The 11,976-nt window shown below is 67.2% G+C and carries 12 protein-coding genes and 2 riboswitches; of the genes, 3 read left to right on the top strand and 9 right to left on the bottom strand.

The genetic code is table 11. The features are described from left to right. Positions 1-26: 26 nt before the first annotated feature. Together AC5P7U_RS05190 and AC5P7U_RS05185 are read right to left on the bottom strand one after the other, a co-directional pair. The gene (locus AC5P7U_RS05190; RefSeq protein WP_197564479.1) at positions 27-602 is read right to left on the bottom strand and encodes a DUF3106 domain-containing protein; all 576 of its coding nucleotides are present in this window, start codon (positions 600-602) and stop codon (positions 27-29) included. Next, positions 595-1,599 (bottom strand): hypothetical protein, encoded by a 1,005-nt coding sequence (locus AC5P7U_RS05185; protein WP_049456852.1) that lies wholly within the window; start codon positions 1,597-1,599, stop codon positions 595-597. Before AC5P7U_RS05185 ends, AC5P7U_RS05190 begins: the two co-directional genes overlap by 8 nt. Positions 1,600-2,011: 412 nt before the next feature. On the opposite strand from AC5P7U_RS05185, the gene AC5P7U_RS05180 reads away from it, so the two are divergent. Then, positions 2,012-4,189, top strand: coding sequence for a primosomal protein N' (locus tag AC5P7U_RS05180; protein ID WP_495220861.1), 2,178 nt, complete (start codon positions 2,012-2,014; stop codon positions 4,187-4,189). 95 nt (positions 4,190-4,284) lie between these two features. Here AC5P7U_RS05180 and AC5P7U_RS05175 read toward each other — a convergent pair whose 3' ends face one another. Continuing rightward, positions 4,285-4,905 (bottom strand): glutathione S-transferase family protein, encoded by a 621-nt coding sequence (locus AC5P7U_RS05175; protein ID WP_006472896.1) that lies wholly within the window; start codon positions 4,903-4,905, stop codon positions 4,285-4,287. A 112-nt stretch (positions 4,906-5,017) separates the two neighbouring features. After that, on the bottom strand, positions 5,018-5,797 hold the full coding sequence (locus AC5P7U_RS05170; RefSeq protein ID WP_005419652.1) for an NYN domain-containing protein: 780 nt from the start codon (positions 5,795-5,797) through the stop codon (positions 5,018-5,020). Positions 5,798-5,920: 123 nt separating this feature from the next. Here AC5P7U_RS05170 and AC5P7U_RS05165 point away from each other — a divergent pair, with 123 nt between their 5' ends. Beyond that, on the top strand, positions 5,921-7,201 hold the full coding sequence (locus AC5P7U_RS05165; protein WP_006472900.1) for an NAD(P)/FAD-dependent oxidoreductase: 1,281 nt from the start codon (positions 5,921-5,923) through the stop codon (positions 7,199-7,201). 82 nt (positions 7,202-7,283) lie between these two features. Here AC5P7U_RS05165 and AC5P7U_RS05160 read toward each other — a convergent pair whose 3' ends face one another. Then, positions 7,284-7,715 carry a nuclear transport factor 2 family protein gene (locus tag AC5P7U_RS05160; RefSeq protein ID WP_040006992.1) on the bottom strand — a complete coding sequence of 144 codons (432 nt, stop codon included), beginning with the start codon at positions 7,713-7,715 and terminating at the stop codon, positions 7,284-7,286. 120 nt (positions 7,716-7,835) lie between these two features. Next, positions 7,836-8,111, bottom strand: coding sequence for a GIY-YIG nuclease family protein (locus tag AC5P7U_RS05155; RefSeq protein WP_197564478.1), 276 nt, complete (start codon positions 8,109-8,111; stop codon positions 7,836-7,838). Positions 8,112-8,151: 40 nt separating this feature from the next. Next, positions 8,152-8,241, top strand: a riboswitch (glycine riboswitch). Positions 8,242-8,254: 13 nt separating this feature from the next. After that, positions 8,255-8,358, top strand: a riboswitch (glycine riboswitch). Between the two features lie 84 nt (positions 8,359-8,442). On the opposite strand from AC5P7U_RS05155, the gene AC5P7U_RS05150 reads away from it, so the two are divergent. After that, on the top strand, positions 8,443-9,060 hold the full coding sequence (locus AC5P7U_RS05150; protein WP_006472906.1) for a trimeric intracellular cation channel family protein: 618 nt from the start codon (positions 8,443-8,445) through the stop codon (positions 9,058-9,060). A 31-nt stretch (positions 9,061-9,091) separates the two neighbouring features. Here the strand turns inward: AC5P7U_RS05150 and AC5P7U_RS05145 are convergent, their stop codons facing one another. The 3 genes from AC5P7U_RS05145 to AC5P7U_RS05135 all read right to left on the bottom strand — a co-directional run bounded on the left by AC5P7U_RS05145 (position 9,092) and on the right by AC5P7U_RS05135 (position 11,942). Then, a complete protein-coding gene (locus tag AC5P7U_RS05145) occupies positions 9,092-9,955 on the bottom strand; it encodes a hypothetical protein (RefSeq protein WP_414554614.1) in 864 nt (287 codons plus the stop codon). Positions 9,956-10,315: 360 nt separating this feature from the next. Continuing rightward, positions 10,316-11,389 carry a 3-deoxy-7-phosphoheptulonate synthase gene (locus AC5P7U_RS05140; protein WP_006472967.1) on the bottom strand — a complete coding sequence of 358 codons (1,074 nt, stop codon included), beginning with the start codon at positions 11,387-11,389 and terminating at the stop codon, positions 10,316-10,318. A 295-nt stretch (positions 11,390-11,684) separates the two neighbouring features. Continuing rightward, complete coding sequence (locus tag AC5P7U_RS05135) at positions 11,685-11,942, bottom strand: hypothetical protein (RefSeq protein WP_006472969.1); 258 nt, start codon at positions 11,940-11,942, stop codon at positions 11,685-11,687. Positions 11,943-11,976: the final 34 nt, after the last annotated feature.

Genomic DNA, 11,976 nt, shown 5'->3' with positions numbered 1-11,976 from the left:
CGACTTAATCCCCTCCGTCCCCTTTTTTACTGTCCGGCCTGGCGCTTGAGCCAGCTGTCACGCTCGGTGGCGGGCACGGCGAGGAAGGCGCTGCGCACCGTGTCGCGTTCCTGCGGCGGCGTGCGCTGTGCGACCAGGGCCAGCTGTGCCAGCTGGGCCGGGCTGAGCTGGCGCAGCACGGCCAGCGCGGCCTCGCGCTGTTGCGGCGGCACATAACCGAACAGGCCATGCAGCTTGGGGAACACCAGGCCCAGCTGCGGGCCCAGTCGCCAGCCTTCGCGGAAGGCTTGGTCCTGCGCCTGGAACTGCTGGCGCAGGCGCTGCTGCTGGTCGGCCGGCAACGCGTTGAATCGCGTCGCGGCCTGGCGGATGCGCTCACGCTCGCCTTCCGGAAGCGCCCGCCACGCGGCGTAGTCGGCACGTCGCTGGCGCTGCTGCGCTGCATCCAGCTGCGCGAAGGCCGACGGCGCAGCGGCCGGGGCCGGTGCTGTCGCCTCAACGCCGGGCGCCGGCGCAGGCAGGGGCACATTCAAGGTCTGCGGTGCGGCGGACAGCGACAGCGGCAGGGCCAGCAGCGCGCTGGCGAACAGGGTCTTATTCATCGGCAGCGGTGGTTTCCAGCGTGGCACTGGCCGGCTCGGGCCGGCTCGGCCTGGATTGCGATTCGTCCACCGGCAACGGACCGCCTGCGGCGGTCCACGCATACAGATCGGCATCGGCCAGCAGCGGGTAGTCGCGGTCGGCCAGCATCGTGGCGTCGTCTGCGGCCTGGGACGGCGTCGTATCCGGCGCGGCATTGACCGTGCTCGGCGGCAACGCCTCCACCGTGACCGGGCCCGCCTCGCCGACCACGCCTTCCGGCAACGGTGCCGCGGCACCGAACGAATGGCCCTGCAGGTAGCGCCAGCCCAGCGCCGCTGCCAGCAGCACGGCTACGGTCAGCAGCAGGATCAGCGGACCGCGCCAGCGCGGCTTGGCAGTCGGGCGGCGGCGCTTGCCGTTGGCGGCGGTACGCCCTTCCTGCGGCGGTGCGCGCCAGCTGGAAGTTGCGGGTTCATTGTGGGCGGCTGGTGCGGCCGGCTGCTGCAGCTGCTGCAGGCGCTTGGCCGGCAGGTCGCGGATGCGCAGCTGCACCTGTTCGGCCAGTTGGCGCCAGGCCGACGCATCGGGCTGGCCGTGTGCATCGCGCGGGCAGGCATCGGCCAGCAGGTGCTGGTAGCCCGCTTCGTCCTGGTCGAGCACGCGCATGGCGATGCCTTCGTCCAGGCTGCCGCCTACCCGCAGCAACAATGCCAGGCGCGGCAGCGGGTCCATGCCGCCCAGCGCGGCCAGCGGCGGCGCCCACTGGCCGCCCATCGGTTCACGCAGTGCCTGGCGCTGGCCCAGCAGGGTCCAGAAGCGGGTCGGCCACTGCGCCATCGGCAGGTCGCTGGCCACCGCGGCAAAGGCGCGCATCACCGCCACCAGGGTCTGCTCGGCGCGGGCGGCATCACCGCACTGCAGTTCAGCCACCACCAGGGCACGGCGTTCAACACCACGCAGGAACGCCGACAGCGCGCCGGCCGCGGTCGAGGAAACAGGGGCGGGCACAGCCGTCATCGGTCACTCCAAAGGTCTGCCGGCATGATAGCGGCAGGCCATCGACGCCCGTAGGACTTGCGCCCGCTTGCACTTCGTGCTGCAGGTTGTGCACAGCACCACGCCCCCCTCGGGCAAAACTGGGGCATCCAGCTGAATCCACTCTGTTTCAGCAATGTTTCACACTCAACTTATTGATTTATATTGATTTTCTCATGTGGCGATTTTTTGACCAACCCAAGCGTGAGGCCGTCGCCATCGGCCTCCTGCGCGCCCGTCGACCGGTAACGCACAACGTTATCCACAGAACATGTGGATAAGACTGAATCTCCAATGGACACCGATATTTAGGTGACATTTATGATTCAACCGCCGTCGCTCCGGCGCCCCCGGCCGTGCCATTCGTGCGCGCATGGCCCGTTACACTGGCCCGATGCTTTCACCGATTCCGACCCTGCAGGTCGCCCTGCCCGTCCCGCTGCCGCGCCTGTTCGACTACCTGTCGCCGGAGGGCGACGCCCCTGCGGTGGTGGTCGGCTGCCGCGTGAAGGTGCCGTTCGGCAACCGCGAGCTGGTCGGCGTGGTGGTTGGCCACGGCCAGGCCGACGACGGCCAGGGACTGCGCCAGGCGCTGGCCTGGTGTGACCCGCAAGCGCTGCTGCAGGGCGAGCTGTGGCAGAGCCTGCAATGGCTGGCGCGCTACACCCACGCACCGCTGGGCGAGGTCCTCAGCACTGCCCTGCCCGGCCCGCTGCGCCATGGCGAGGCCCTGCCCGAGACCCATCACTGGGGTTGGCAGCTGACCCACGAAGGTCGCGCCCAGCGTGAAAAGCTGCGCGCCGGCAGCCGCCCGCGCCAGTTGGCTGAGCTGCTGGCCGAGGCCGTGGTGGATGAGGACGTGCTGGGCGAGCGCATGCAGGACTGGCGCACTGCCGCGCGCAGCCTGGCCAAGCGCGAGCTGGCCGAGCGCGTTGCGCTGAGCGTGGCGCCGCAGCACGCGCAGCCGCTGCCCGGCCCCACGCTCAATCCGGACCAGGCCGAGGCCGTGGCCGCGATCAACGCCGCCGAAGGCTTCCAGCCGTTCCTGCTGGATGGCGTGACCGGCAGCGGCAAGACCGAGGTCTATCTGCAGGCGATCATCCAGTGCCTGGCCCAGGGCCGGCAGGCGCTGGTGCTGGTGCCGGAAATCGGCCTGACCCCGCAGACCCTGGCGCGGTTTCGCGGCCGCCTCGGCATCGCCGTGCACGCACTGCATTCGGGTTTGAACGACAACGAGCGCGCGCGCGTCTGGGCCGCCGCTGCGCGCGGCGAGGCACGGGTCATCGTCGGCACGCGTTCGGCGGTGTTCACGCCACTGCCGCAGGCCGGCCTGCTGATCGTCGACGAGGAACACGACGGCAGCTACAAGCAGCAGGACGGCATCCGCTACCACGCGCGCGATTTCGCCCTGGTGCGGGCCAAGGCACTGGGCATTCCGGTGTTGCTGGGCAGCGCCACGCCCTCGCTGGAAACGCTGCACAACGCCTATGCCGGGCGCTACACCCACCTGCGCCTGAAACAGCGCGCCGGCGATGCACGGCCACCTCGCGTACGCATTCTGGATGTGCGCAAGCGGCCGCTGCATGACGGTCTCTCGGCCGATGTGCTGGCGGGCATCGGCGAGCACCTGCAGCGTGGCCAGCAGGTGCTGGTGTTCAAGAACCGCCGCGGCTATGCGCCGGTGCTGCTGTGCCACGACTGTGGCTGGACCGCACCGTGCAACCGCTGCGATGCACCGATGACCGTGCATGGCGGTGGCCGGCGCCTGCAGTGCCATCACTGCGGTGCACGGCAGCCGGCACCGTTGGCATGCCCGGCCTGCGGCAGCCTGGCGCTGCAACCGCAGGGTATCGGCACCGAACGCCTGGAAGAACATCTCACTGCGGCCTTCGGCGATTTCCCGGTGGTGCGCATCGACCGTGGCACGACCTCGCGCCGCGATGCATTGGAGCAGCAGCTGGCGAAGCTGGGCGACCGGCCCGGCATCCTGGTCGGCACGCAGATCCTGGCCAAGGGCCACGACCTGCCCAAGCTGACCCTGGTGGTGGTGGTGGGCATCGATGAGGGCCTGTTCTCGGCCGACTTCCGTGCCAGTGAGAAACTGGCGCAGCAGTTGATCCAGGTGGCCGGCCGTGCCGGCCGTGCACGCGACCCGGGCGAAGTCTGGCTGCAGACCCATCATCCCGGGCATCCGCTGCTGGAGACCCTGGTGAACGGTGGTTACCACCCGTTCGCGCAGGCCGAGTTGAACCAGCGCCAGGCCGCCGGTTTCCCGCCCTTCGCGCACCTGGCGTTGATGCGCGCGGAAGCGCAGCAGGTCGAGCACGCCAACGCCTTCCTGCTGGCGGCGCGGCAGCTGCTGGGCGAGCAGAACGTGGTGGAGGCCTACGGGCCGATGCCGGCACCGATGCCGCGCCGTGCCGGTTACCAGCGCACGCAGCTGCTGCTGTCGGCACTGCAGCGGCCGCCACTGCACGGCGTGCTGGCACAGCTGGTGCCGCAGCTGTATGCGCTGCCGGAAGCGCGCAAGGTGCGCTGGTCGCTGGATGTGGATCCGACCGATCTGTATTGAGGTCTGGCAACCGGTACTGCGTAGCGTCGAGCTTGCTCGACTGCCGTGCGCCAGACGCAGTCGAGCAAGCTCGACGCTACGCCCAACGCCACCGCTTACGTCAGCGGTGACATCACGCCGCGCTGGTAGGCCGGCCGTTCGCGCAGGCGCGCATACCAGGCCGCCAGGTGCGGCAGTTCCGGGCGCTGGATCGGCAGTTCGTACCAGGCATAGATCAGCGAGCCCAGCGGGATGTCGCCCATCGCGAACGTATCACCGGACAGCCACGGCTGCCGGGCCAGGGTGGCATCGGCCATCGCCAGGTAGTCACCGGCACGCACGATGGCGGCATTGATCCGCGCTTCGTCACGATCGGCCGGCGCGGTGCGCATGATGCCCCAGATCAGGTCACTGTAGATCGGCGCCATCCGCGAGGTGCTCCAGTCCATCCACTTCTCGGCCTGGGCGCGCTGCATCGGGTCTTCGGCGTACAGCGTGCCCAGCGCGTAGCGCGCGCTCAGGTAGCGCACGATCGCGTTGGATTCCCACAGCGGCAGGCCGTGATCTTCGATCACCGGCACCAGGCTGTTGGGATTCATCGCCAGGTACTCCGGCGTCTGCGTGCCACCGTGGCTGCCACCGACTTCGATGGACTCGTACGGCAGGCCGATCTCCTCGGCACACCACAGCACCTTGCGGACGTTGCTGGAATTGCGACGGCCCCAGATCTTCAACATGCGGGTATTCCCTGCTGGCAATGCGAGCGGCAACGATACGCCTGATCGGTGTGGGTGTGTGCGTGCCGGATGCGGGATCTGGCATCTGGACGCTGCCGGCCAGCGGCCGGCACTACCTGTTCTTTTTGGGCAGCGCGCGTACGTAGGAGGATTTGCCGTCCTTCTTCAGTTCGAACAGGCCGATCGCCGCCAACAGATCGCTCAGCTTGCCGTAGCCATAGTTGCGCGGATCGAACGACGCCTGGTTGCCGATCTGGCTGCCGACCGGGCCCAGGTGCGACCAGCCATCCTCACCCTCGGCCGCCGACACCGCACGACGCAGCATCTTCACCAGCCGGGTGTCACTGCGCATTTCCGCACCGCTCTTGCGCGGCCGTGCATCGTCGTTGGTGACCGGTTCGTTGGAGGCCTGTTCGCTGGAGGCCTGTTCGGCATCCGGCACACTGGCGTGGGTCTGGCCCAGCGCCTCCAGATAAGTGAATTTCGAGCACGCGTTGACGAACGGTTCGGGTGTCTTCTTCTCGCCGAAGCCGTACACCTTCACGCCATCGGTCAGCAGCCGCATCACCATCGGGGTGAAATCGGCATCGCTGGAGACGATGGCGAATCCATCGAGGTTGCGCGCGTACAGCAGGTCCATGGCATCGATCACCATCGCCATGTCCGAGGCATTCTTGCCCTTGCTGTAGGCGAACTGCTGGATTGGGCGGATCGCATACTCGTGCAGCACCGCTTCCCAGCCCTTCAGCCGCGGGCTCTTCCAGTTGCCATAGGCGCGGCGCACGTTGGCCACGCCGTAGCGGGCCACTTCGGCCAGCACCTCGTCGATCTTCGAGGCCGGCGCGTTGTCGGCGTCGATCAACAGGGCGATGCGCTTTTCCGGTTCGCTCATGGGCTCCTCACGGGACGTTGCCTGAACCCGAGTATCGCCGATCCACGCGGGCGCTGACGTGACAGGCGGCCGCCGTGCGAAGATGCCAGGCGCTTCCCCCAATGCCCCCACTGGAGTGAGTCGATGAGTCGTGAGCGCGTCCCCCACCTGGTCGTTGTCGGCGGTGGTTTTGCCGGTCTCTGGGCCACACGTGCCCTGGCCCGCGAGCGCATACGCATCACCCTGGTCGACCGCCGCAACCATCACCTGTTCCAGCCGCTGCTGTACCAGGTGGCCACCGCCGGCCTGTCCGCGCCGGACATCGCGGCACCGCTGCGCCATATCCTCGGCCACCAGCGCAATGTGGAAGTCCGCCTCGGCGAAGTAGTGGCCATCGACAAGCAGGCCCGGCAGATCCGCATGGCCGATGGCAGCACGCTGGACTACGACAGCCTGCTGCTGGCCACCGGCGCCACCCACGCCTACTTCGGCAACGACCAATGGGCCGATGATGCGCCCGGCCTGAAAACCCTGGACGATGCCATCGCACTGCGCCGCAAACTGCTGCTGGCGTTCGAGCGCGCCGAGGCCGAACCGGACCCGGCGAAAAAGGCCGCGTGGCTGAGTTTCGCCATCGTCGGTGGCGGCCCCACCGGTGTCGAACTGGCCGGCACGCTGGCCGAGATCGCGCGGCATACGCTGCGCAACGAATTCCGCCACATCGACCCGGCCAGCGCCAAGGTGCGGTTGGTCGAGGCCGGCCCGCGCGTGCTGTCCTCGTTCCCTGAAGTGCTTTCGCTGAAGGCGCGCCGGCAGCTGGAAAAGCTGGGCGTGGAAGTATTGACCGGCACCCCGGTGAGCGACATCGACAGCCAGGGCTTCAAGCTGGGCGAGCAGTTCGTGCCGGCCCGCACCGTGGTGTGGGCTGCCGGTGTGGCCGCCTCGCCGCTGGCGCGCACGCTGGACGTGCCGCTGGACCGCGCCGGACGCGTGCAGGTGCAACCGGACCTGACGCTGCCCGATCATCCGGAACTGTTCGTGGCCGGTGACCTGGCCGCACTGAACCAGGCCAATGGCAAGCCGGTGCCCGGCGTGGCCCCTGCCGCCAAGCAGATGGGCAAGTACGTGGCCGAGGTGATCCGCGCGCGCCTGCATGGCAAGGCCGAACCCGGTCCGTTCAAGTACGCCGACTACGGCAACCTGGCCACCATCGGCCGCATGGCCGCGATCGTGCACCTGGGCCGGCTGCAGCTGTCGGGCATCCTGGCCTGGTGGTTCTGGCTGGCCGCGCACGTGTTCTTCCTGATCGGCTTCCGCAACCGCATCGTGGTGCTGCTGAACTGGGCGGTGGCGTACTGGAGCTACCAGCGCAGCGCACGCATCATCTTCGGTGATGACCAGGAAGACCGACGGCCAAGGCGGTAGGGCCGCGTGCATGTTCCTGTGGAGCCGAGCCATGCTCGGCTGCACTTCGCGCGGAGTGTAGAAGCCGAGCGTAGGCTCGGCTCTACTGCGCCTTCGGCTTCGGGTACCACAACGCATTGACGATGACCCAGCGCTGGTCGAAGCGCCCCATGTGGAAGTAGTCGACGAACCACGGGGTTTCCAGTCGTACCGAGGCTGCATTGCCGGTTACGTCCAGCACCGTGCAGCGGCGGTCCCATTGATCCTTCGGGGTCTTCAGCGCGCCCTGCTTCGTCAGCGAGACCAGCTCTTCCTTCGACATGCGGCGCAGGCCCAGGCGTTCGTCGGGTGTATCGCCGAGCACGGCACGCTTGGCCAGGTCCGGATGCAGGGAACGGGCGACGCGCTGCGGATCGGCTTCCAGCTGGCCGTCGACGTAGTCGTGGCAGGTGGCTTCGATGGCCGCGATCGTGGCCGGGTCGGCGGCGGGACTTGATGATGCGGAAAGAGCGAACAGCAGGGCAATCGTGGACATCCGGGTCTCCAGCTCTGGGCGCGGGGCGATCATCGCATGGGCCGGGTAGCCCATCCACGCATGGCGTGGATCTATTGGTCCGGCGATGCCGGCAGGCCGGAACCGAGCGTGGGCGTGGATCTACAGCAGCGTTCCGGCGGGTGCCAGCAGCCAGGCCAGCTTGCGTTCGCGCGGCTGCTGCTTGAGCTGCCATTCGGCGCGCGAGGCGGCGGCCCGGTCGGGGTACTCGCGCACGGCCAGCACGCGCAGCGGCGGGCGGGCCCGGGTGTAGCGCGCGCCCTTGCCGGCCTGGTGGGCAGCGAAGCGTGCCTCCACGTCGGTGCTGATCCCGGCGTAATAGCTGCCATCGCGGCATTCGAGCAGGTACAGGAACCACGGGCGGAGGGACGGGGCCATGGCCGGATTATGCCGTGCTGCACTGCAGCGGATATACTGGCGCCCGAATGCAGGAGAGAGGCGCCGCGCTGGCGCCCGCCGAAGGCGCAGGCTCCCATGATCGCTCAGGCCGGTGGGCTGGAATCCCACCAACCATGCATTCGACTCGCCGAGCTGGAGAGAGGTCACCGGGCACGCCCGGGACGATCCGCCGAAGGGGCACGCGGCCAACGCCGCTGAACTCTCAGGCAAAAGGACAGCGGGAGCGGCACCGGTCATCGTCATCCCGTCATTGCGCAGGCAGTGGCGGTAGTCGCGCATGGCCGGCCCCACCGCGCCCGGAGCCTGCCCCATGCTGTTGTCCATCATCTACCTGATCGCCATTTCCGCCGAAGCCATGACCGGCGCGCTGTCCGCCGGCCGCCGCCGCATGGACCTGTTCGGCGTGGTCATGATCGCCTGCGTCACCGCCCTCGGCGGCGGCTCGCTGCGCGACATCCTGCTCGGCCACTATCCGCTGGGCTGGGTGAAGCATCCCGAGTATCTCGCCTTCACCGTGTGCGCGGCGCTGATCGCCACCTGGGTGGCGCGCTGGATGCACCACTTCCGCCGCACCTTCCTGGTGCTCGACGGGCTGGGCCTGATCGCCTTCACCCTGATCGGCTGCTCGATCGCGCGCGAGGCCGGCCACGCCACGCCCATCGTGCTGATCGCCGGCATGCTGACCGGCGCGTTCGGCGGCGTGCTGCGCGACATCCTCTGCAACGAGGTGCCGCTGATTTTCCAGAAGGAGCTGTACGCGATCATTTCGCTGCTGACCGGCGCGGTGTACCTGTTGCTGCTGCACTGGGGCGTGGCCGACGCGACCGCGATCCTGTGCTGCCTCGGCGGCGGCTTCGCGCTGCGCCTGCTGGCGATCCACTACCGCTGGGAAATGCCGAAGTTCGTGTACCACGACGAGGTGCATTGAATGCTGTGTACCAGGCGTGGGGCCTCGTGGTTCAACCCTGCAGGTTGACACTCATCGGGCTCTCCCCTGCCAGGATGCGCCGCCGGTAGGCCTCTGACGGATAGACATTCCATGGGATCCCACCGTTGCTGCAATCGACTTCGATCTCTTCAAGCAACCCGGGATCAACCCATCCAGACAGGTAGTCAGGCTCTGATCTTCTATTGAATTCCGGGGAGTGGATCTGGCCTTCAACAACGATCTCGTTCCGAACGGTGGAAAGGAACAGCGCCCGGAGATCGCCCTCCACATGCGTATAGGTGCCTGCCTCGAGAAAGGTCCGCACGCTGACGTTTCCGCCGACGGCCAGTATTCCATCGTTGAGCGAGCAAGCGTGGAGATGCTCACAGTCGAGATCGTCCCGTACAAACAGCCAGCCACCACACTCAAGATTCCGGGTCTTGAGGTTTCCAAGAATGATCATACAAAGTGCCTCATTCACATCGTTGAGCGCCAGCACTCCCTCCACGCACAGATCGCCATCGACGATCACGCAGTGCGTTCTGCAGTCCGACTTCCAATTGCCGACGAGGGAGGCGGCGGGAACCACCTTGAACACGGATTCGCGCTCATCCGGCTCTCTGTCGGCAGATGCCGCGATCATCGCCCGTGCTTTGAGGGTAGTACGCAGAAGCGTCTGATCTCCCTGGTGGCGATAGCTTTCGATTCTTTCATCAAGCTCCGCAAGCAGGTCAGCCGTCTTCGAAGCAGAAGAGGGCTCAAACCAGTCCTCGATGACCGACACCATCCTCTCGGCAATCCCACCTCCCCTCGAGCGTACAAGCGCCACGGCCGCCTCACGGGAGATCGAGCGGGACTTCACGCTCTGCGGACTGTCGTCAGGGAAGACATGCATTGATGGCGTCCAGTGCGGGTGGGACCTTGATCTTCGGCCCAACCCGCAGAGAGACTCCATACAACTTTTCCGAAATCCTGTCGCATGGCTTGTCGATATCCATGCATGGCGTGGATCTACTGCATCGCCCGCGCTTCGCGCGATGGTCGAGCATGGCTCGACGCTACAAAGGGCGGCATCCACGCAGGCGGTGGATCCTGCCACCCCGGCGATGTACCTGGCGCTGTCGCTCATGCGCAGCGCCAGGCGCATCGCCGGTGCAGATGGGCCGGCCTCCAACTCCGACCGGCCCTGATCGCGGCCGCACCCCCGCAGGCGCTGGCCACCATCCACACACGTGCCGCACTCAAGCGGCTTCCATCAGGCGGCTTCGGACACCTTCACTTCACGACGGGCGCGCACGGCCGCAGCCAGTCGCTCCAGCACCGTCACGGTGGTATCCCAGTCGAGGCAGCCATCGGTGATGCTCTGCCCGTAGACCAGCGGCTGGCCTTCCACCAGTTCCTGGCGGCCACCGACCAGATGGCTCTCGATCATCACGCCAACGATGCGCTGTTCGCCGTCTTCCAGCTGAACGGCGATGTCGTCGATCACCTTCGGCTGGTTGTCCGGGTTCTTCAGGCTGTTGGCGTGGCTGGCGTCGATCATCAGGCGGGTCGGCAGTTTGGCCTTGGCCAGCGCCTGGCAGGCCTCGGCGACGCTGCCTGCGTCGTAGTTCGGCTGCGTGCCGCCGCGCAGGATCACATGGCAATCCGGATTGCCGGTGGTCGACACGATGGCGGTGCCGCCCTGCTTGGTGACCGACAGGAAATGATGCGGATTGGAGGCAGCCCCCACCGCGTCAGCAGCGATCTTGACGTTGCCATCGGTGCCGTTCTTGAAGCCGACCGGACACGACAGCCCGGACGCCAGCTCACGATGCACCTGGCTTTCGGTGGTGCGTGCACCGATCGCGCCCCAGGCCACCAGGTCGGCGATGTACTGCGGCGAGATCACATCGAGGAATTCGACACCGGCCGGCAGGCCAAGCTTGTTGATGTCGCGCAGCAGGCCGCGGGCGATGCGCAGGCCCTTGTCGATCCTGAAGCTGCCGTCCAGGTCCGGGTCGTTGATCAGACCCTTCCAGCCCACCGTGGTACGCGGCTTCTCGAAGTACACGCGCATGACGATTTCCAGTTCGCCGGCCAGCGCATCGCGCAGTGGCTTCAGGCGCTGGGCGTACTCGATGGCAGCGTGCGGATCGTGGATCGAGCACGGGCCGACCACCACGGCCAGGCGATCGTCGCGGCCATGCAGGATCTGGTGCAGGGCCGCGCGCGAGGCGCTGACGGTGTCGGAGGCTTCATCGTCACACGGCAGCATCGCCAGCAGCTGGGCAGGCGGTGTCAGCGGTTCGATGGTGCGGATACGCAGGTCGTCGGTGTGCGGGGGCATTGCGGGGGTTCTCCGGAACGTTGGGGGTCCCCAGCGTGGCGGCATGAAAAAAGCCGCCAGGTTCGCTGGCGGCTTTCGGGAATGCGTCTGAAGCTTTCTTCAGGGTGAGCGCAGTCCTTCCTCCGCCAGAGGCTTCGGAAAGTAATACCAGTAAAAGCGGGTGGCGGCTGCGTTCATGGGGTGTATTGATAGCACAGCTTTTGCGCAGTGCAAAATGTTTCATCCGCAACTGGGGACGCGGTTCAGCGAGGTGCGCGCCGGCCCGGCCCGTGCGGCGGCAACCACACGAAGTCGCTCATCTGCCATGCACTTCCACATCCAGCAGCAGGCCTTCATGGATGTCGGCCCAGCGCTCCAGCACCCGACCCAGCTCCTGCCTGGCCTCATCCAGCTGCTCGGGGTTGAGCAGCGAGCGCGCGGTGTAGAGATCGGAGACCAGCCGCCGCAGCACCGCTTCGGGAATGGCCACCGACGGCCCCTCGTGTTCCGGCAGCTGCAACGCCGGGGTTTCACCCAGAGGACCGAACAGCGTGACCTGGAGCGTGCTCTGCATGATCAACTTCCCTGCGGACGGACATGGGCAATGC

Source organism: Stenotrophomonas sp. YJH_SMC_57 (assembly GCF_059369755.1).
This window is presented reverse-complemented; position numbering and strand designations above follow the sequence as displayed.